This is a genomic window from Psychrobacter nivimaris, assembly GCF_009812035.1.
GTDB classification, from domain to species: domain Bacteria; phylum Pseudomonadota; class Gammaproteobacteria; order Pseudomonadales; family Moraxellaceae; genus Psychrobacter; species Psychrobacter nivimaris.
Genome location: NZ_VZIZ01000004.1, coordinates 62,658 through 82,551, shown reverse-complemented (window position 1 = coordinate 82,551; position 19,894 = coordinate 62,658). Strand labels below are relative to the sequence as shown.

Genomic DNA, 19,894 nt, shown 5'->3' with positions numbered 1-19,894 from the left:
AAACTTGGTAATCCGCCTCTTCAGTTTGATTTGCTTATTTCAAGTTGAGAGTGGGGTAGTTTAAGCAAGGTTTCTTAGGTATCAAACATTACTTATAGAGTTTAGGACTAACATAAATAACTTTCATACGGCCCTCTAATTCTTGTTTGATATGTCCAGCGGCTTCTAACTTATCAAGCTCACTTTGCAATAGCTTGGTATTTTTGCGCATTGGACTAGGTGCATTATTTGATATATATGTCCTACCTAGTTTATGCGGTGTTTTATCCCTCGCTTTATCCACTAGCCAGCTACTTAACTTTTCGCTGTCGTTCTGTTCACCTGTGGGCATTGCATCAAGATAGCGTAAGCGTTCGGCTGTTGAATACTCTACTAACATAAAGGCGCGTTTTATATCATCGGTGGTAATGGCCTTACGGCCGTCAAAGAATGCCATTAGTGAGGCTATGCGCGTGGCATTTTCTGCCATACGTGAGGCGTAAGCTTTGAGATACTCTAAAACCTGTCCGCTTGCTTGGCGGTTCTCTATCGCTTGCATACCGTCCTCAAAGGCTTGTAATGCTTCATTGCTTGCCCATCGGATTTTAATGCGACTAGGTGCGCCTGTACTGTCACTAGGTAGATTTGCTGGTAGTGGGTCAAGTAAGCTTTGACAGCGTGACCAGTAGTCTATTAAGCAAGGGTTATCATGTGGACTGTCATTCCTACGCTTTGGATCATTCCATACTCTTTTACCTCGTAAATCTTCAGGGCAAGCAATCATTGCACGTGCTAAAAAACCTTGTCCGCTCATCAGTGGGTCGGTTAATGCTTTCTCTAAAACTACGCGCTGTCCTTGTAGTAAAAAAGTCATACGCACATCATAAGCTTTAGTTCTTGGGTTTGCGTAAGCGTTCTTTTGCGAGCGTGTACGCCCTGCTATGCCACTGCTATAAAGCTTGGTTATCGCGCCTAACGCACTGCCTGCGGTGTCACTTTTCATAGTATGGCCATTAAAGAATTGGCCTGCTTCATCAGTGGATAAACTGGCGTTATACATCTCACCATCAACAAAACGATCAATAAGCGGCTCAATCGTTGCATCATCAAACATAGTGACGGGATTAGGTGGCTTTGGGTTTTCATCTAAAAAAGTGGCTCTGTCTTTACCTTTTAGACTTAATAGGCTGTTTTCCCATGATGATATGTCACTTAGATAATTAGAATATAGCTGTTTCTCATGCTGATCTATCTTAAAGTGACTTAGGGCCATTACTTGTGTTTTGCCTGTACCGCTTTCACCCTCTGTAATAATAATAAGGCTCGTTGGCTTGTACTCGCTGCCCATCGGTGCATCAATATGTGCTTGTCCTATATGCGCTATTGCACCTAAGACGGCTTGTCCTGACATTGCTAACGGTACTTGAGTATAGTAAGCAATCGCTTCTATTGGCTTTCGTAGTATCGGCGGCCATGCTTCGATTGGGTAGCGTGTCGGTTTGCTTGGGTCGCTTGATAATGGTTCAGGTGTGGGCCATGCTAATATTGACAAGTCGATAGTGTCCGCATCTGCAATAAGGTTACCTATCAAATCACCTTCATTCAGTCTGCTAATAATGGTATCTATCGTGATATGAGCAATGGCATTCACACCTGCTAAGCGGCTCGTTAATGCGTCTTTGTGCTGGGCCGTGTCTATAATATGAATAGTTTTGACCTCGCTAAAATGTCTTAACGTCATATCAAACATACTTTGATTAAGGCACGCTAACACAGTCACTTTACTATCAAGTATCGCAAGGGCTGCATATAACGTAACGGCATCTTTTAAATTGGTCACTAGCCACCAGTCACTGTTACGGCTCATTGGCCCAATAGCATACGCGCCTGCTTGCGTGGTGTCCGATATGATAGGCGGCTTGTCATCATTGTTTAGTGTGCGTGCTGCTATGTTGACGGGTTCGGCTCTATTGTTGACCATGACAAGGCCGTACCTGCCTTTAGTGTTGGGCAGTCTTTCACCTTTGCTATTGCCACCCCTCATGCTAATATCATCGTGTAGATAACGTATATTATCTATATGATTGGTTGGTAGGTTTACACCCTCTTGTAAGCCGTCTAACTGGCTAATACTGTCATCTTGTGCGCGTTGTTCAGGTGTCGCATTTTCAATATCAGCAATATAGCCAATGAAACTGCCCATGTTGTCCGCATGGGCTTTTTCTTTGCTGTCTGTTTGTGCTGTGTTCATTGGTCACCCTCCATACCGTCATCATCATATGATCGCTGTATCTTGTCCGCTGCCCGTTTGATTTGGTGGTAGCGTTGCATCTCTTTATCGTGCCTTTTCTGCTCTTTGCCCTGCTTTGTTTTAGCATAGGCAAGTTGAGCATCTAAAAAGGTTTTGGGGTTATCGCTGCTCATAAGTCACCCCTTGTTCTTTTGCTTGCTGGCAAGTGGGTATGAATAACAACACAAAAAAGCAAATCATTGCTGACATAGAAATAATGAAAGCGCGGTCATTAGCTTTGCGTTTCTGTAGCTCTCTATGCTGCCCGTGGTCGGCTTTTAGATTGGCTTTGTTATCTTTGCTCATTTCTTACGTCCTCCACGTTGAAAGCGATTTCTGCTATGCGTTTGGATAGCTCTTTGAGTGAGTCGACTTGTCGGCTGCCTGTTGGTATTGCACAGCGTAAAGCTAGTAGTTGGTTTTCTACTTCCACTATCTCTATCAGGCTATTAATGGCGGTCACATTGGCGTGTAAAGTAATGATTAACTGGTCGATAAAGCCATCAGTTATCATCAGCATGCCTTTGTCTTTTAGCCTGTCCATTACTTCATTTATAAAAGTGTCATCACTCATAGTCATTCACCTTGATTTCAGGTAGTAAGATAAGCCCGTCCATCTGCTCGCTTAAAGTGGTTGCCAGTTCACTGTTAGCAAGTAAGGCAGACCTTACAGCGACTGTTACGCCCTTGCTTGCGTCATCATCGGTATGGATAGCACTAAGTGCCATTGCTAGGCTCTCAGCATCGTTTGATAGGTCTTGTATGCGGTCATTAATGACAGACAAGTAATAACTATCTACTGCCACTAGGCGCGGTTCTAATATGTCGTTTGACTGGCTCATGACTGCACCCCACTAGCTAGATTATCGGCATCAAGCCAATAGACATTCCAATGCTTACCGTCTTTATGTACTCGCTTGCGCTGTATGGTTAAGCCTTTGCCTTCTAGCTGATTTATGCGAGTGGGTAGCGTGGCGATTTTATAAAGCTCGATAGCTTGCCAGCGTGTGATTGATTGACCAGTCAAAAGATGATCTTTGATTATTTGGTTTTGGCTGCGCTTTGACTTATCCATGACTACGCCCCCTCATTAGTAGCGTTTAGATAGTCCACAATGTCGCTACCTTTAAAGTAGTAAACGCCATTGATAGATAACGGCTTTATGATCTTGTCCGTTTTAATCCATCGTCTAATAGTTTCGGGGTGCTTGTGGAATACATCAGCTATTTGCTTAACCTGATAAAGTTCTTTTGGGTTCGCTAATAGGTAAGCTAGATTTAGCTTATTGGTGGGTGCTGCGTGGGTAGTGTTAGGCATTGCCTTAACTCCTTAACGGTTATGGATTGAAGTCGTTAAGGACATGCTATTGTAGGTAGGCGTTGTAAGGAATATTTATGCGTGTATAGCGCATGGTATGCCTGCATAGCGTGTTGTATGCCTGCATACCACAGTATGATAGATTACGAAAAATCGCCTTTGCTGGCTTGGCTTAACCATCGTTTGATAGTGTCATAAGATGGGGTTTTTTCTGTTTCAATGTTCTGTTTTATATATTCGGCTGTGTCTGCAAAAGTAGTGAAGTTTTCTTGATCCATAATCTCTAAGTATTGTTTCTTTTTTTCATATCTAGTTTTATTGTGCTTTGACCATCTTTTATTTGCTTTGATTTTATTAGACTTTGATAGTTTCTTTTGGAAATCATGTTCACCTCTCACCTCATTTGTTCCTGCACCAAAAATGTAGCTGGCTAAATTACTACAGTAGAAACTGGCTTCATATTGCTGGTGCTCAAAATAAAGCCTAGCGAATACTTTCAATTTGATACAGTCACATAATTTGTAAAAATTTAAACACTTGAGCTCTTTTGACTCTGAGTAAATCTCTTCATGCTTCCTACGGATAAGGACAAAAAAACCATGATAAGCAATAGGGCTTTCATGCTCAAAATCCACATAATATTCTTCATCTTCTAAAATTTCTTTACATTCTTTGATAGCGATATTCTCTATCTTTTCTATCAGCTCATAAATGAGGTTGTTTTTTTCTTTATCTCTCATACCAACATCAAAGAAGTTTCGACATAACATCCAATTATTAGGGCTATCTAGTAATTCTTTTATAAATACTGTGGGTATAGTCGTTCTGTGCTGTAATCTTTCAAACTCCGTCTGTTCAATTTGTTTAAGAATTTTTTCAAGATCAGCATCTGAAAAATCCTCTCTAGACTTAACCATAAATCACACCTTTACACACCTTTCTATAAAATAAGGTGCAAGGCGCTGGCTGCTTTAAGGTGTGTAAATTACAGCCGTTCGGGTAATTAATCCTAGCCTTGCATGGTCATCGTAGCAGTAGTGTTTTATCCCTGCTTTTGTGCTTTTTGTTTAAAATCGGCATGAATGACATTATCAAACTTGCCAGCTTTTATATCGTCTAGGTAGTTGGCCCATGCTGTCATCATTTCGGCTCGTTGCTCTAGTCCAGTCATACGATTGTATGCAGTGCCATAAGCGTTAAGCATGCGGTGACCTAGTGCCAGCTCGGTTATCAGTTCGTCATAGCCTAGCCGCTCCATCAGCATAGTTTTTGCGCTACTTCTAAAACCATGTGGGCTATGAATACCTTTATAGCCTTGCCCGTTATTCATTAGATCACTGTTTAATACTTTGTTTATTTCTTGCGTATGGTGATAAGGCTCAGTTCTACGCCTTGGATTATGGAATACATACTTGCTATTACCTGTCAGGCTTTGCATCTGTTCCAATATAGCTATGGCTTGCGGTGCTAGTGGTATTACCATGCTTTCTACCATATCTGCCCTAGTTCCTGATTTTTGCGGCTTAAGCTCCCATTGTTTTTTGAACCAATGAATGTCTGCCCATTGCATAGCGCAAGCATCACCTACGCGAGTAAAGGTAAGGGCTAATAGCTGCAATATGTGCTTATTGTATAGCTGGCTTGCATCATCTAACTGCTCAATATCTCTTAGTAGTTCGGCAAACTCCTTAGGGTCTGTTAATGATGGGTAGTGAACAGCTTTGTGAGTCTTTAACGTGCCTTGCAAGTCGCTGGCTGGGTTGTACTCAATCACTCTATGTTTTTTAGCTAGCTGTAAAATACTTTTTAACAGTATTTTTACTTGTAAGCCTTTAACTGGGCTTGTCTTTTGTATGTCAGTTATAAACTTTATGACCATGCTAGGTGCTATCTCTGTAACCCTCATATGCCCTAACTGCTTTTGAATGGGCTTTAACAACACTTGATTGTTATATAGTGTTTTGGGGCTTAGGTTTTTGCTGGCTTGCAATTCTTGCCACTCGCTAATGAAGTGATCTAGTGTATTGAGCCTATCTAGTAACTCGTTTTGTCTTTCTAGCTCTTTATGCTCTAAAGGGTCTATATCCTTGGCTAGCAGTGTCATGTTGTTTCTGTACATGTCTTTGGCATCAGCAAGGCTCAACGCTGGGTATTGTCCTAGCGTCATGTAAGGGCGTTTGCTTGTTATTGGGTGGCTGTATCTATGTCTAAAATCCACTGCAGCATCTAAGCCGTTCTTATGTGGTCTTATCCGTACTTCTAGACCTTTATAACCAGCGATTGGATAGCTAACAGTCTTGCCAGCTTGGATAGTGTCCTTGGTGGCTTTTTGAATTTGTGAGTCTAGTTTGATCGCTTTTGTGGTCATATCCCTTTGCCTTTACCTTGGTAGCCAACTTGGTAGCCATTTTGTTAATACTGGTAGCCATTTTGGTAGCCATTTAAAATGCTTTATATCGTGGCATAATGTTGTACGTTGTTAGATATGCTATAGCTAAAACTGCCGTATATCAAGGTTTTTAAATGATTTTTCAGTATTTTTTATTGAACGTTATTTTTTGATGTAGGAAAAAATAGATTCGAAAGATACTGGCCATTGCCAGTCTTTTTTGTTGCCAATGAATGGGCAAAGTGTAAAACTGATTATTTATTTCTACTAATCTGCCTATAATAAGAACACTATAAATAGAAGCATCATTAAGCCAATATAAATAACTAAAACTAATAAGGATTTTACTATGGCCAAGCCAACGACAGAAACCATCCACCTACCTGATTTTCCAGTAACCATAGTACGCAAGCTTGCTGGTAACTTTATTCATGATGAAATCAATTTAAAAGAAATGGTCGCCAATACCGATAAAGGCCTTATTCTCTATTTTTATCCCAAAGACAACACGCCAGGCTGCACCACACAGGCAACAGAGTTTACTTCGCACCTTCATGACTTCGATGAATTAGGCTACGACATCATCGGCGTCTCTCGTGACAGTGTTGAATCTCATGAAAAATTTATCGACAAATATGACTTACAGATTCCACTCATCAGTGACGCTGACGAAAAGCTATGCCAGTATTTTGATGTTATCAAAGAAAAAAATATGTACGGCAAAGTTACGCTAGGCCTTGTACGTTCGGCATTTGTATTCAATAAAAACAGTGAGCTGACTCATGCACAGCGTAACCTACGTGCCAAAGACTATACCAGTCGCTTGCTGACTATATTGGCGCCGTAATTATTGGTGCCATAATTACTGGTTCTGTAATTAAGTCAGTGTTATTGACGTTATAGTTAAATCAGTATTGATCATAAAAACCAAATAAAAAATATAAGCCAAGCATTCAGTCTATCACTGAATATAACCTTGCCCCTATTAGAGAACAATATGAATAAACAATCTGACACGGCCACCGACGATACGCCGAAAGAAGTCACGCGTAAAGTATCCGTCGCTATTATCGGCGCGGGTACCGCAGGTCAAAACGCTTTTCGCCAAGCGAGTAAAATCAAAGATGACGTAGTTATTATTAATGAAGGGTTTTGGACCACGACCTGTATTGCGGTTGGCTGTATGCCTAGTAAGCTGCTAATTGCAGCTGCTGATCGCGCACATGATGCCAACCATTCTGCTGAGTTTGGTATTCATGCGACCGCGCAAATCGATGGCAAACGAGTCATGGAGCGTGTACGTGACGAACGCAGTCATTTTGCTAGCTACATTAAAAAGCAAGTGGACAGCTGGCCTGATCATAAGAAAATCGACGGTCGTGCTCTTATTAATGAGCAAGGGCTAATCGAGGTCAATGATGAGCTAATTGCTGCTGAGCAAATTATTGTCGCCACCGGTAGCTCGCCGTTTATTCCTGATGGATGGGCGGACAAGCTTGGTGATACCATGCTCACGTCTGATAGTGTCTTTGAGCTTGAAGATTTGCCAAAGACTATGGCTGTCGTCGGTGCCGGTGCTATTGGTCTAGAGCTTGCACAAGCATTCACACGCTTGGGTGTGGAAGTTACGCTGCTAAACCGCGCCAAACAAGTGGCTGGTCTAAAAGATGATGATATTAACAACAAGGCCATGGATTGCTTAAGTCATGAATTGACCATGCATCTAGGCAGCGAAATTACCGATGTAGGTACAACAGCAGATGGAGGTAATAAAAGTGCGTTTATCAGATATGAAGATAGTGCTGGTGAGTCTCAGCAATGGCATGGCGAGTACGTATTAGTTGCTACTGGTCGTCGCAACAATATTAAGCAGCTGGGTGTTGAAAACTTAGGTGTCGAGCTAGACGATAAGAACCGCCCAAAAAACTTAAGTAAAAAAACAGGCCAAATTGGCGACTTAAACGTCTATATCGTTGGTGATGCCAATGCTAATATTCCGTTACTGCATGTGGCTAGCGATGAAGGCTATAGTGCGGGCAGTATGGTCTGCGAAAACACAGAAGCGGCCTATATTCGCCCACCTGCGACTCCTTTCTCCATCGTATTTTGCTCACCGCAAATCGTCAATGTTGGTATGTCGCTACCAGAAATTCAAAAAGATTCAGAACTCGAATTTGTTATCGGTAGCGTGAGCTTTGATAATCAAGGACGTAGCCGTGTGATGGGTGTCAACTGCGGGTTGCTACATATCTATGGCTGCAAAAAAACAGACAGAATTTTAGGCGCCAGTATGGTCGGTCCTGACGCTGAATATATCGGTCATATACTTGCTACAGCGATTACCAATGATCTGAGTATCAAAGACATGCTCGACACCCCTTTTTATCATCCAACGATACTAGAGGGGCTACGTACGGCGCTACGTGACGTGCAATACAAGATGGAGATATCTTTCCAATCTCTAGATACCCAAAAAGATAGTTCTTAATCGACCATTTAGCTAAATCCTCAAGTCAGCAAAGCTTTCAAATTGATGGCAACTAGTCTTAATCGTTACTTTATTTGATTGCTTTGACGACTTGAGGTAATTTATAAATAGATATTCGTTTAGAACTTTTTGTACAAACACATCCTGCATGGACGAAAAAATGCCAATCGCTAGTGTTACCGACTTTTTTCAAGAGATCGTTCACGACTTACATACTAGCCTATATCTTGCTCTCGGCGGCTCTATCGATGAAGAGTCACTTAATTGGTCCTCTCAAGCAGTAGAATTGGCGAGCACTGGCATCAAAATCCTAATACTGCTTGCGGTATTGGGATTTTTTTATTGGTTGGCCAATTATATCCTTAGGCAAAGCCGTGCCAAAATTCGATTAAATGAGCGCCGCACCAAGATTGTCCGTTCAGTTTTGCGCTATGTCTGGATTGTCGCCAGTCTGATAGCAATTATGAGTCAGATAAACTTTGAGCCAGAAACCATCAAAGCCACCGCAAAGGCAAGCACTTGGGCGGGCATCTATTACGTACTTTGGGCATCGTCAGGACAAATCATTCACAGAGTCCTACAGCACTATGGTCTCAATGCTTCCATAGAGCAGCTACTCAAAAATATTTTATCTGTATTACTATTGGTACTCGGGCTTGCCAGCGTCATGGCGCAATTTGGCTTTGACATCGTATCGTTAGTGGCGGGTTTAGGTATTGTTGGTTTGGCGGTTGGTTTCGCCGCTCAGTCTACCCTTGCTAATTTTATCGCTGGTATCACCATTCTGCTTGAGCAGTCTTTTCAAGTCGGTGATTGGATTCATATCAATGATAACGAAGGACGCGTGGTACTTATCGCGTTGCGCACCACTCATATCCTCACTCGAGACAACATCACTGTCATTATCCCAAACTCCAACGTTGCCTCCTCCGAGGTGATTAACCTGACGTCCAAAAACTTTATCCGTTTTGATATTCGCGTACGTATCGCATTCGAAGATGATATTGAGACGGCTCGTAAGGAAATTTTGCAAGTACTCAGCAATACCGATGCGGTGCTTAATCGTCCTGAGACTTCAGCGACTGTGGCAGAAATTGGTGAGTACGGGGTGTTCTTTATCGTACGCTTTTGGGTCAAACCAGCAGCCGTTGCCCGTATCCCCAAAATCAAAGAAGTGCTGCAAGAAGAGATTAAAGTCGCATTTGATGCGGCTAACATCTCTACGCCCTATCCGCATATGCGATTGCTGATGCCAAAAGATGTCGACTACCCTATTGCAACCAAACCCTTTGCGACCACCACTCAAATCGTTCCAGAGGAATTACCATTGACGAAGGGTAAGTAAAGAATTTATTGTCACGTATTTAACTATCACATCTTAAAATCTTAAACACGGCTACTTTGAACCATCCTACTGTGAATTATGGTAAAATTGCCGGTTACACCGATTATCTTATTATTTGCTTTTTTGTCAATTTAGCCCACAGGTACCCGTATGACCGAACAAACCGCGCCCGCATCTCTAACAGCAGCTTCACCAGAGTTGTCGCTTGATCTTATTATTACCTGTGCCGATGGGCTTGAGGCACCACTGCAGACTGAGCTAACCAGCTTTGGCATTGACAGCGAAATCAAAAGTACCGGCCGTCTAGCTGTTACTGGTGGCTTACGTGAGCTATATACTATCTGCCTATGGTCACGCGTGGCCTCGCGGGTATTGATGCTGATTAAACGTAAAAACATCAATGCAGAATACGATGTCGCAGAGCAGCTATATGGCTTGGCAAAATCGGTCAACTGGACTGAGCAATTTAGCTTGGAGCAAACCTTTGCTATTCGTCTGTCTGTCGATAAGCGTGTCGCTGTCAGTCAGCAATTTGCCATGCTACGTATCAAAGATGCGATTGCCGATACCTTTAACGAAGTTTACGACAGCCGTCCTAACGTCGACAGCAAAAACCCAGACTTCTCTGTTTTTGCAACTATCAATGACAAGCAAGCTGAGTTATATTTAGATTTATCAGGTACCAGTTTGCATCGCCGTGGTTACCGTGTGGCCATGACAGAAGCACCACTAAAAGAAAACTTAGCAGCTGCCCTACTCTATAGTGCTGGTTGGCACAAGAAAAACGAAGCTGGCGATGCACCTTTCTATAATGCGTTAATCGACCCAATGTGCGGCTCTGGAACTTTCCTTATTGAAGCGCTATTGATGCATTGCGACTATGCCGTGGGTATCGACAAAGCTGCCAATCAATTTGGCTTTTACCAGTGGCAGCATCATGATGAGACGCTATGGCAAGAGATGATCGATGATGCTCAAACACGTTTCCGCGAAGCATTAGAGATTGCCAACGAGCAGCCTGATACGTTGCCACTTATGCTAGGCTTTGATGCTGATAGTGGTGCGATCCTCGCCACAGAAAAGAACTTGATTGCCGCAGGTCTACAGGACTTACTACCGCTACTCGATATCGAGCATCGTGCGCTTGATCAACTCAGCAACGTGCTCAAGCCCTTAGTCAATGATGGTCGATTGAGCAATCCTTTGGTCATTACCAACCCACCGTATGGTGAGCGTTTGGGTGATGAAGAAATGATTAAGCCGTTATATCAAGCGATTGGGCTGATATTGCAAGACAGCTTTGCCGGTAGTGGCATTGACCCGATGCTTGGCATATTGGCCTCTCATGTCGAACAAGTAGATATTCTACCGATTAAAGAACCAAAAACCTTACGCTGTCATAATGGTGCTATTACCGTCTATTTCCGCTACGGAACGCTTATCGCTGGGCAAACGGGCAATCTTGTTAGTCGTTTTGAGAAACGCGAGATTGAAGTAGAAGATGGTCAAGACTTCATTAACCGTCTGCAAAAAAACCTTGCTAAGCTCAAGAAACTGGCCAAAAAAGATAATGTAAGCAACATTCGTGTTTACGATGCTGATTTACCTGATTTCAAAGTTGCGATCGACTTGTATGGTGATTATGCACATGTGCAAGAATATGCGCCGCCAAAGACCATCCCACCTGAGACTGCAAAAAAACGCTTTAACTTGGCATTGATGGGTATCCGTGAAGTCTTTGATATTAACCGTGAACAGATCTTTATCAAAACGCGTGCTCGTCAGTCTGGTAACGATCAGTACAGCAAGCAGAACACCACAGAAAAACGTGGCAAGTTTCATGTTGCACGCGAAGATGGTGCTTACCTTTACGTCAATTTTACAGATTACTTAGATACTGGTCTGTTTATCGATCACCGTAATATGCGTGCTCGTATCAAGGACAATAGCCGCGGTAAAGCAGTACTTAACCTGTTCGCTTATACTTGTACTGCAAGTGTACATGCAGCGCTTGCTGGCGCGAAGAAGGTCACTAGCGTTGATTTGTCACAGAACTATCTAGATTGGGGCAAACAAAACTTTGTCTTGAACGGTTTGGACGTTAGCCGCAATAAGTACCAATTCGTTGCTGCTGATATTTTTGAATGGATTAAAGACAATACCGAACAGTTCGATGTCATCTTTATTGATCCACCGACCTTCTCAAACTCTAAGAAATTCCAAGGTACTTTTGATGTGCAACGTGACCATGCTGCATTGATTAATCGTGCCATGAACCGCCTCACCTCTGATGGCGTCTTGTACTTTTCTAACAACTTTACGCGTTTTGAGTTAGATGAGCAGTTGACTCAGCGTTATGACATCATTGATATCACGCAAAAAACCATTGGCTTTGATTTCAACATCAAAAAACCGATTCATCAAAGCTTTGAGATTCGTCATCGTCAAAGTTTATAACTCGAAGTTTTAGATTTACAGTTTAGAATCTAAAGTCCGTAAACAGGTTTTTGATAAATAAAACTATAGATTTATAGTGGCAGCATAAGTACCTGAAACTTCTGTTTTTTGCCGAATGTATATGAAATATAACAATGGCCCAATCCGCTTTGATTGGGTCATTTTTTGTTGCTATGATAGAGCGTTACTAGGCGATGGATTTGCGCAGTTATTGCGTAAGCATCGCCTTTTTTCGATGACCTTATAAAACCACTAACGTCTAATAAAAAGGATAACACCATGGCTTTATCACTTAATAAAGGCGGTAATTTATCGCTAACGAAAACTGACCCAAATTTAACCAAGCTACTTATCGGTCTTGGTTGGGATGAGCGCGCCACCTCTGGTGCTGAGTTCGACCTTGATGCTAGCGTATTTTTGCTAAATGGCGCGGGTAAAGTGCGCGGCGATCATGACTTTATCTTTTATAATCAGCTGAAGTCTGACAATGGCGCTGTCGAGCATACTGGTGACAACCGTACTGGCGAAGGCGACGGTGATGATGAAGTTATCAAAGTAAACCTCACTCAAGTACCTGCAGACGTAGATAAAGTAGTCGTGACAGTGACTATTCATGACGCTGCAGCGCGTAGCCAGAACTTTGGTCAGGTCGCAAACGCCTTTATCCGTGTCGTTAACGAAGAGACTGGCACTGAAGTGGTACGTTTTGATCTAGCAGAAGACTACTCTGTAGAGACAGCGATGGTGTTTGGCGAAGTATATCGTCACAATGGTGAATGGAAATTCCGCGCTGTTGGTCAAGGCTATTCTGGCGGCTTGCAAGCGATGTGTCAGCAATACGGTGTTGATATCTAAAACCATTATTTACTGGTATTTAGTCTATTATTAGTCACCGTAATCACGTCCAAAATAGCAAACCGCCATCGTTGCAAATAGTCACAATTTTTAATGACCAAATGACTAGTAATGCTTTCCGTTTCGTTTAAAATTATGCATAAAAAGTGGTTAGCAATAACCGCTTTTTTGCGGTTCATGCCTATACTAGGTAGACCTTAGCTTTACGCAACCAGACAGGATGTGTCATGAGACATTTTTATTTAGACTTTATCTTCACTATCATTGCCTTAGCGATAGCGGCATGGTGGGGATATTCACATGGTGGTATGGGTGGGATGATCACCACGCTATCTATTACCGCTATTTTGGCCGTCATGGAGATTTCATTATCGTTTGATAATGCGGTGGTCAATGCTTCAGTCCTCAAGGGCTGGGACGAATTTTGGAAAAAGATATTTTTAACCGTTGGTATCCTAATCGCTGTATTTGGTATGCGCTTGGTATTCCCTATCGTTATCGTTGCGGTTACTGCTGACTTGGGTATTATGCAAGTGGTCGACCTAGCGTTAAACGATCCTAAAGAATATTCAGCCAGATTATTGGCGCATCATGCTGAAATCTCAGCATTTGGTGGTATCTTCTTACTATTGGTATTCTTGAATTTTATTTTTGATGACAAAGAAGTACATTGGTTTGACTGGCTTGAGAGCCGTTTAGCCAAGCTAGGTAAAGTCGATGCCATGAGCGTATTTGTAGCGCTTATCGTCTTGATGATTGCGGTATCGTGGGCTAATGCAGAGCAGTCAAGCGCTGTCCTAATCGCAGGTGTTTGGGGTATCTTGGTTTATCTGGGCGTACAGGTTGTATCAGGTATGCTCGAGGGCGATCTGGAAGAAGACCTAGAAAACGAAGAAAATGGTTCGGGCGCTGCGGCAACCAGTGCCATTATGAAGGGCGGTATCATTGGTTTCTTATACTTAGAAGTCCTAGATGCTTCATTCAGTTTCGATGGTGTGATTGGCGCATTTGCAATCACCAATGACGTGATTGTTATTATGTTAGGTCTTGCGATTGGTGCGATGTTCGTACGTTCGATGACTATCTTCTTGGTAGACAAAGGCACGCTTGACGAGTTTATCTATCTTGAGCACGGCGCACATTATGCAATCGGCGCATTGGCACTGATTATGCTATTGTCAGTGAAGTTCCATGTACCAGAGATTATTACTGGTCTGATTGGTATTGCCTTTATTGGTTGGGCGCTGCTAGCGTCACTTCAGCATCGTAAAGCTGAGAAAGCAAGCCTGAACTAGGGCATATTTTCAATGTAATACCGTCTGTATCTAGTTATACATCTAAACAGGTCATATCATCAGGTATGGCCTGTTTTTTTGTCATACTGTTTTTATCACACTGTTAGGTCATATCGAAGCCCCAACATATAGGAATAACCAATAATTAAGACAATCAATGGTTAAAATTACGTTTGCCCTGTTACTATTACCCTATCTTCAGTTAAAATCCTCATCTTTAAATAACTTGTCGAAATAAGACCCTATAAACGATATGCAAAAAATTCTTGATAATATTGCCGCAGAGATGGCAAGAGAAACTGACCGCGGCAAAGTCGCAGATTATATCCCGCAATTGGCTCATATTGATCCTAATCAGTTCGGTATAGCCGTAGCGACTCCTGATGGGCATATGTATGCAGCAGGTGATGCAAGCACTCTGTTTTCTATCCAAAGTATCTCTAAGGTATTTACCTTAACCATTGGTCTTGGCAAGCTAGGCGATACACTTTGGACACACGTCGGACGCGAACCATCTGGCGATCCTTTTAATTCAATTGTGATGCTCGAGCATGAGTCTGGCCGACCGCGCAACCCATTTATCAATGCTGGTGCCATTGCCGTGGTGGATGCTATTATGATGGGGCATAAACCCAAAGAAACACTGGGTGAAATCCTGCAGTTTGTTCACCTCATTGCAGATGATGAGTCAATTCGCTTTGATCATAAAGTAGCGGCTTCTGAGATGGCGCACAAGGACCGAAATGCCTCTCTGGCGCACTTTATGAAATCCTTTGGTCGTTTAAGACACGATGTGGATAATGTATTAGGTACGTATTTTCATCAGTGCTCGATTGCAATGAACTGCCAACAGTTGGCCAGTGCCGGTCTTTATCTAGTGTCTAACGGAGTTGATAAGCACTCAGGAGTACGTGTAATCAATGAAAAACGAGCACGCCGTATTAACTCATTGATGATGATGTGTGGTCATTATGATGGTTCTGGCGAATTTGCTTACCGCGTGGGCTTACCAGGCAAAAGTGGTGTTGGTGGCGGTATTTTGACGATAGCACCTGGTAAAGGTTCTATCGCGGTTTGGTCACCAGGGCTTGATCATGTAGGTAACTCTAAGCTTGGACTAAAAGCACTAGAGCGCTTCGTACAAAAAACTGGCTGGTCGGTTTTTGCAGAATAAGAGATACATGTCTATTTGTCTAAATAGGTTTTTTATATAATGCCAAGCTCTCATACTAGCTGCGAAGCATACCTAAGCCATGAGTTAGTTTGTTCTAAGCCTATATAGTCAGTCGGTGCTTTTTAAAGCGATTGTTTTATCTAAGCTACCTTTGTGCTAAATCCCTTTTGTATGAAACATTACTTTTCATAACAATATCTTAACGACTATTGCTAAGTTGATTAAAAATTATCAAAGATACAGAAGTATTATGTCCCTTAGTAAGCATATAGTAAGCGCACAAAATACGCCTTGCTTAGTGAGCAAACGCTTAGTATAGTAAAACCTAATGATATGCAGGGCATAGCGTACAGGTAAGTTTTTATTATTTGCTCTGAGATATCAGTCACTGCACAACTTTTAGTTTATTTTTTATCAATCAATCCACTTAACTATTAATCCAAAGGATATTTGTATGGCTATTAGCTTAACAAAAGGCGGCAACGTAAACTTATCAAAAGAAGCGCCAGGTTTAACTAACATTACAGTCGGTCTAGGCTGGGATCCACGTGCCACTGACGGCCAAGAGTTTGATTTAGATGCAATCGGTTTCTTGATTAACGAAGCAGGCAAAGTCCGTAACGACCAAGATTTTATCTTTTTCAATAACCTAAAATCAGACAACGGCGCTGTTGAGCATACTGGTGATAACCGTACTGGCGAAGGCGATGGCGATGATGAGAAAATCAAAATCAATCTTGCAAGCATTCCAGCTGACGTCAACAAAGTAGCTATCTGTGCCATCATCTACGAAGGCCAAGCACGTAACCAAAACTTCGGTCAAGTTGGTGATGCTTATATCCGCGTTGTAAATGACAATGGCGAGTCTGAAATCGCTCGTTACGACCTATCAGAAGACGGCAGCACTGAGACAGCGATGATTTTCGGTGAATTATATCGTCACAGCGGTGATTGGAAATTCCGTGCGGTTGGTCAAGGTTTCAGCGGTGGTCTTGGACCATTAGCAGCCTCTTATGGCGTAAATGTTTAACGTTAGAACCAACGTAAACGTTTAGCAAGCCAATTATCATAATCAGACGTCTGGTTATGATCTAATAAGCCATCAAGTGTGCCCCTTTAACGCATTTGATGGCTTTAAATTTAATTGGCTTATCATTAAAATCTATAAAGCATCTAAAAGCACACGCACACATTAAGAGCATTTAACAAAGATATTAGAATAAGGATTTGCAAGCCATGGCCGCAACATTCAGTTTAATCGGTACTATTGAACCTTTTTTGCATTGTAATCTTAAAAAAGGTGATTCAATTTATTGTGAAGCCAATGCAATGGTGATGATGGAGTCAAATCTTGAGCTGAAAGGTAAGCTACAAGGCGGCCTGATGCAGTCACTGATGCGCCGCTTCGCAAACGATGAATCGTTGTTCCAACAGCAGATTGAAGCGGTTAATGGTGAGGGCGACTGTTTGCTTGCGCCCACGCTTGATGGTGATATGCAAATCATAGAAGTTGGCAAGCAGCAGTATACATTGAGTGATGGTGCGTTTGTCGCGGCCCAAACTGGCGTCGATATCAGAGCCAATATTCAGCGTAATTTAGGCGGTGCAGTATTCGGTGATACAGGCGGCTTTATGGTGATGCAGACCCAAGGTCAAGGCCAAGTCGTGGTATCTGGTTTTGGCTCGTTGTTTGAGATTGATGTCACACCAGACAAAGACGTCATTATTGATAACGGTCATGTGGTCTGCTGGGACTCAAATCTTGAATACAAATTGTCAGTTTCGACCAGTAAGAAAAAAGGCATCATGAGCAATATCATCAACTCTGTCACTAGTGGCGAAGGTATGGTTCTGAACTTCTCAGGAAGTGGCAAAGTCATTATTTGCTCGCGCAATCGTGACAGTTATCAAGGTTGGATACAAAGCGTCCTAGGTAGTAGCTCAGGTGGACGTGGCGGCGGTGGTGGCTTTTTAGATAATATCTTATAGCACCTTTCGCAATTTATACCAATTTCTAACTTTATTTTTAAACGGTTTTACTCACAATTATTATAAGGATACTCACATGGCAGTTAGTCTTCAAAAAGGTCAAAAAATCTCCCTAAGTAAAGAAGCTGGTGGCGAGCTGACTCAAGTTAAATTGGGTTTAGGCTGGGATGTCGCGCAAGGGCTACAGGATAAAAAAGGTGGTTTCTTAGGAAAATTATTCGGCGGCGGTTCTGGCGGCGACTCTATCGATTTAGATGCTTCATGCATTATGTTTGATGCTAATAAGCAAGCGGTCGATGCCATTTGGTTCAGTCAGCTAAAATCGAAAGACGGCAGTATCGTGCATACTGGTGACAACCGTACTGGCGACGGTGATGGCGATGATGAAGTCATCAATGTCGATCTCTCAAGAGTACCTGCTAATGTGGTCTCATTGGTATTCACGGTTAATAGCTTTACTGGTCAAACGTTTGAGACCGTAGAAAATGCGTTTTGCCGTATCGTTAATGCCAATAATAATAGCGAAGTAGCACGTTATAATTTGTCTGCACAAGGTGGACATACAGCGATGGTAATGGCAAAGGTTTATCGTCATAACAATGAATGGAAAATGCATGCGATTGGCGAGACAGCTTCTGGCCGTACTTTCCACGACTTAATGCCTGCTATTACTCCGCATGCATAATGGACTTGAGACTTTGACTGGATTATTACCAATATAGTTAAATAGTTTATTTCAAAAGAGAATGGCCCATCTATCAGTAGATGGGCCGCTCTTTTATGTTTATTATTTAGATCTTAAAAAACACTATTTACGTCCACGCTTCCAACTAAAGCCCCAGTTAAATGCTTTGTCCATTTCTTGGTGACCTTTGAAGTATTGGTTGATACGCTCAACATTGATACTGCCTTGTTGATTGACCAAGCGGGCAATGGCACACATTGGTAGATTACCAGCACCTTCGGTCAAACGTGTCTCAATCGGCGATTGCTCTGGGACATGAATAGTCACAACCCCATCGGTTTTTTCCCAGTTAGGTGCGCCTTCGTAAATAAACGCAAAGATAAATACTTCTTCAATCTGTGACCATTGCTGACCGTTAATATCTAGCCATTCACCGCCGCTTACCTGCCCCGTTCTATCATCCGCACGTAAGCAAACATAAGGCGCTGATTGCAAGCTACCAAAGCGATTGCCCAACGCTTGAATCAGGGTTTTTTCACCATTTTTTAGATGAATCATAGCGCCGACATCTAAATCGATACCGCTTGATTGATGCTGCTTAAACAGATCTCCCAGTATCCCTTTCTTGGGCGCTGCTCTATCACTTTGGGGGCGTTGATTCCAATCTAAATTGACCGAAATTTTGCCAAAATCATCACGTTTTTTAAGATTAATGCTAGATTGGTTTTTAGTTAACGTTATCTTACTTAAGTTAATCGAAGGACTTACAGGGATTGGTGGCGGGTTGTTGGCTTGAGACGTGCTGCTTGCTTTTTGCGTATTGATTGGTCGCTGAGTGTTGATAGGTTGAGGTTGGCTTTGTGCAGGGTTATGATTTTGGGCAGGCGCTTCATCAGCAATTTCCACACCAAAATGCTCAGATAAAGGTTTTAACCCTCCCTCAAAACCTTGGGCGATAAAACGAAATTTCCAGTTTCCTTGTCTGCGATAGCATTCAGCCAATATAATGGCCTTTTCATTACGTCCAGCACTACTCAGTTGACAGGTCATTAGCACCTGACTACCCTGTAAGACTTGAATGTCCACATTGCCAATTTGTGACAATGTTTGCGCACTAGAGAACGCTAGGGCAATTTTCTCAATGCTCGCAGGCTGTGCAGACAAATTAATATCAAAAAACCCATCACTGTCATGACCACGGAAGCTAACACTACCATCATCGCTACGTGTCTGACCATAAAATATCATGTCACCATCACCGCGTACTTTTCCGTCATTAGTCAGACGATAAGCGGCACAATCGATGGCATTTTGGCTTAAAATACGAATGCTAATATTGTCAGTCGGTAGTGGCGCATTAGCACCTGCAATTAGTTTTTGAGGTTGGTTTTGACTCATCATACGTCCTTTAGATTATTTATTATGCTGTTGTCATTGTCATGCCAACTATCATCATATAGTAGCATGGATATTATGAAAGTTTTGAACCAGACAATCGCGATATAAGCGATAAAGTTATCCTTACAAATCCTTATGACTATTTTATTAGAGGCGTTTATAACGCATATCATTTGTATATAATACGTCCTATTAAACCGTATACCTTTGCTAATATTACTACTAGATTTGCA

20 protein-coding genes are annotated in these 19,894 nt (G+C 42.3%); 10 read left to right on the top strand and 10 right to left on the bottom strand.

Annotated features, from left to right (window positions below; genetic code table 11):
• Positions 1 to 88 precede the first annotated feature (88 nt).
• The 9 genes from FQV37_RS01585 to FQV37_RS01545 all read right to left on the bottom strand — a co-directional run bounded on the left by FQV37_RS01585 (position 89) and on the right by FQV37_RS01545 (position 5,954).
• Positions 89 to 2,230 (bottom strand): DUF3987 domain-containing protein, encoded by a 2,142-nt coding sequence (locus tag FQV37_RS01585; RefSeq protein ID WP_160021007.1) that lies wholly within the window; start codon positions 2,228 to 2,230, stop codon positions 89 to 91.
• Positions 2,227 to 2,403, bottom strand: a complete 177-nt coding sequence (locus FQV37_RS01580) for a hypothetical protein (RefSeq protein WP_160021006.1) — start codon at positions 2,401 to 2,403, stop codon at positions 2,227 to 2,229. Before FQV37_RS01580 ends, FQV37_RS01585 begins: the two co-directional genes overlap by 4 nt.
• Positions 2,390 to 2,575 (bottom strand): hypothetical protein, encoded by a 186-nt coding sequence (locus FQV37_RS01575; protein WP_160021005.1) that lies wholly within the window; start codon positions 2,573 to 2,575, stop codon positions 2,390 to 2,392. Before FQV37_RS01575 ends, FQV37_RS01580 begins: the two co-directional genes overlap by 14 nt.
• The gene (locus FQV37_RS01570) at positions 2,562 to 2,843 is read right to left on the bottom strand and encodes a hypothetical protein (RefSeq protein ID WP_160021004.1); all 282 of its coding nucleotides are present in this window, start codon (positions 2,841 to 2,843) and stop codon (positions 2,562 to 2,564) included. The genes FQV37_RS01575 and FQV37_RS01570 overlap by 14 nt, the downstream gene beginning before the upstream one ends.
• Entirely contained in the window at positions 2,836 to 3,111 is a 276-nt protein-coding gene (locus FQV37_RS01565; RefSeq protein WP_160021003.1) for a hypothetical protein, read from the bottom strand. The genes FQV37_RS01570 and FQV37_RS01565 overlap by 8 nt, the downstream gene beginning before the upstream one ends.
• On the bottom strand, positions 3,108 to 3,344 hold the full coding sequence (locus FQV37_RS01560) for a helix-turn-helix domain-containing protein (protein WP_160021002.1): 237 nt from the start codon (positions 3,342 to 3,344) through the stop codon (positions 3,108 to 3,110). Before FQV37_RS01560 ends, FQV37_RS01565 begins: the two co-directional genes overlap by 4 nt.
• 2 nt (positions 3,345 to 3,346) lie before the next feature.
• Positions 3,347 to 3,586, bottom strand: a complete 240-nt coding sequence (locus tag FQV37_RS01555) for a helix-turn-helix domain-containing protein (RefSeq protein ID WP_160021001.1) — start codon at positions 3,584 to 3,586, stop codon at positions 3,347 to 3,349.
• Positions 3,587 to 3,729: 143 nt separating this feature from the next.
• Positions 3,730 to 4,503 (bottom strand): hypothetical protein, encoded by a 774-nt coding sequence (locus tag FQV37_RS01550; protein WP_160021000.1) that lies wholly within the window; start codon positions 4,501 to 4,503, stop codon positions 3,730 to 3,732.
• Positions 4,504 to 4,628: 125 nt separating this feature from the next.
• Complete coding sequence (locus tag FQV37_RS01545; protein ID WP_160020999.1) at positions 4,629 to 5,954, bottom strand: tyrosine-type recombinase/integrase; 1,326 nt, start codon at positions 5,952 to 5,954, stop codon at positions 4,629 to 4,631.
• Positions 5,955 to 6,324: 370 nt separating this feature from the next.
• Here FQV37_RS01545 and FQV37_RS01540 point away from each other — a divergent pair, with 370 nt between their 5' ends.
• The 10 genes from FQV37_RS01540 (at position 6,325) to FQV37_RS01495 (ending at position 18,263) form a co-directional block, all read left to right on the top strand.
• Positions 6,325 to 6,822, top strand: coding sequence for a peroxiredoxin (locus FQV37_RS01540; protein ID WP_160020998.1), 498 nt, complete (start codon positions 6,325 to 6,327; stop codon positions 6,820 to 6,822).
• 150 nt (positions 6,823 to 6,972) lie between these two features.
• Entirely contained in the window at positions 6,973 to 8,463 is a 1,491-nt protein-coding gene (locus FQV37_RS01535) for a dihydrolipoyl dehydrogenase (RefSeq protein ID WP_160020997.1), read from the top strand.
• A 160-nt stretch (positions 8,464 to 8,623) separates the two neighbouring features.
• Complete coding sequence (locus tag FQV37_RS01530; RefSeq protein WP_240990908.1) at positions 8,624 to 9,808, top strand: mechanosensitive ion channel family protein; 1,185 nt, start codon at positions 8,624 to 8,626, stop codon at positions 9,806 to 9,808.
• 150 nt (positions 9,809 to 9,958) lie between these two features.
• On the top strand, positions 9,959 to 12,265 hold the full coding sequence (gene rlmKL, locus FQV37_RS01525; protein ID WP_101206444.1) for a bifunctional 23S rRNA (guanine(2069)-N(7))-methyltransferase RlmK/23S rRNA (guanine(2445)-N(2))-methyltransferase RlmL: 2,307 nt from the start codon (positions 9,959 to 9,961) through the stop codon (positions 12,263 to 12,265).
• Between the two features lie 279 nt (positions 12,266 to 12,544).
• Positions 12,545 to 13,120 carry a TerD family protein gene (locus tag FQV37_RS01520; protein WP_057760825.1) on the top strand — a complete coding sequence of 192 codons (576 nt, stop codon included), beginning with the start codon at positions 12,545 to 12,547 and terminating at the stop codon, positions 13,118 to 13,120.
• A gap of 227 nt (positions 13,121 to 13,347) precedes the next feature.
• Complete coding sequence (locus FQV37_RS01515; protein ID WP_160020995.1) at positions 13,348 to 14,415, top strand: DUF475 domain-containing protein; 1,068 nt, start codon at positions 13,348 to 13,350, stop codon at positions 14,413 to 14,415.
• 253 nt (positions 14,416 to 14,668) lie between these two features.
• Complete coding sequence (locus FQV37_RS01510; RefSeq protein WP_160020994.1) at positions 14,669 to 15,589, top strand: glutaminase; 921 nt, start codon at positions 14,669 to 14,671, stop codon at positions 15,587 to 15,589.
• 454 nt (positions 15,590 to 16,043) lie between these two features.
• Positions 16,044 to 16,619, top strand: a complete 576-nt coding sequence (locus FQV37_RS01505; RefSeq protein WP_057760832.1) for a TerD family protein — start codon at positions 16,044 to 16,046, stop codon at positions 16,617 to 16,619.
• Between the two features lie 206 nt (positions 16,620 to 16,825).
• Positions 16,826 to 17,578 (top strand): TIGR00266 family protein, encoded by a 753-nt coding sequence (locus FQV37_RS01500; protein ID WP_057760834.1) that lies wholly within the window; start codon positions 16,826 to 16,828, stop codon positions 17,576 to 17,578.
• Positions 17,579 to 17,654: 76 nt separating this feature from the next.
• Positions 17,655 to 18,263: a TerD family protein gene (locus tag FQV37_RS01495; RefSeq protein WP_160020993.1), complete on the top strand. Its 609-nt coding sequence runs from the start codon at positions 17,655 to 17,657 to the stop codon at positions 18,261 to 18,263.
• A 123-nt stretch (positions 18,264 to 18,386) separates the two neighbouring features.
• Here the strand turns inward: FQV37_RS01495 and FQV37_RS01490 are convergent, their stop codons facing one another.
• Entirely contained in the window at positions 18,387 to 19,661 is a 1,275-nt protein-coding gene (locus FQV37_RS01490; protein WP_160020992.1) for a TerD family protein, read from the bottom strand.
• Positions 19,662 to 19,894: the final 233 nt, after the last annotated feature.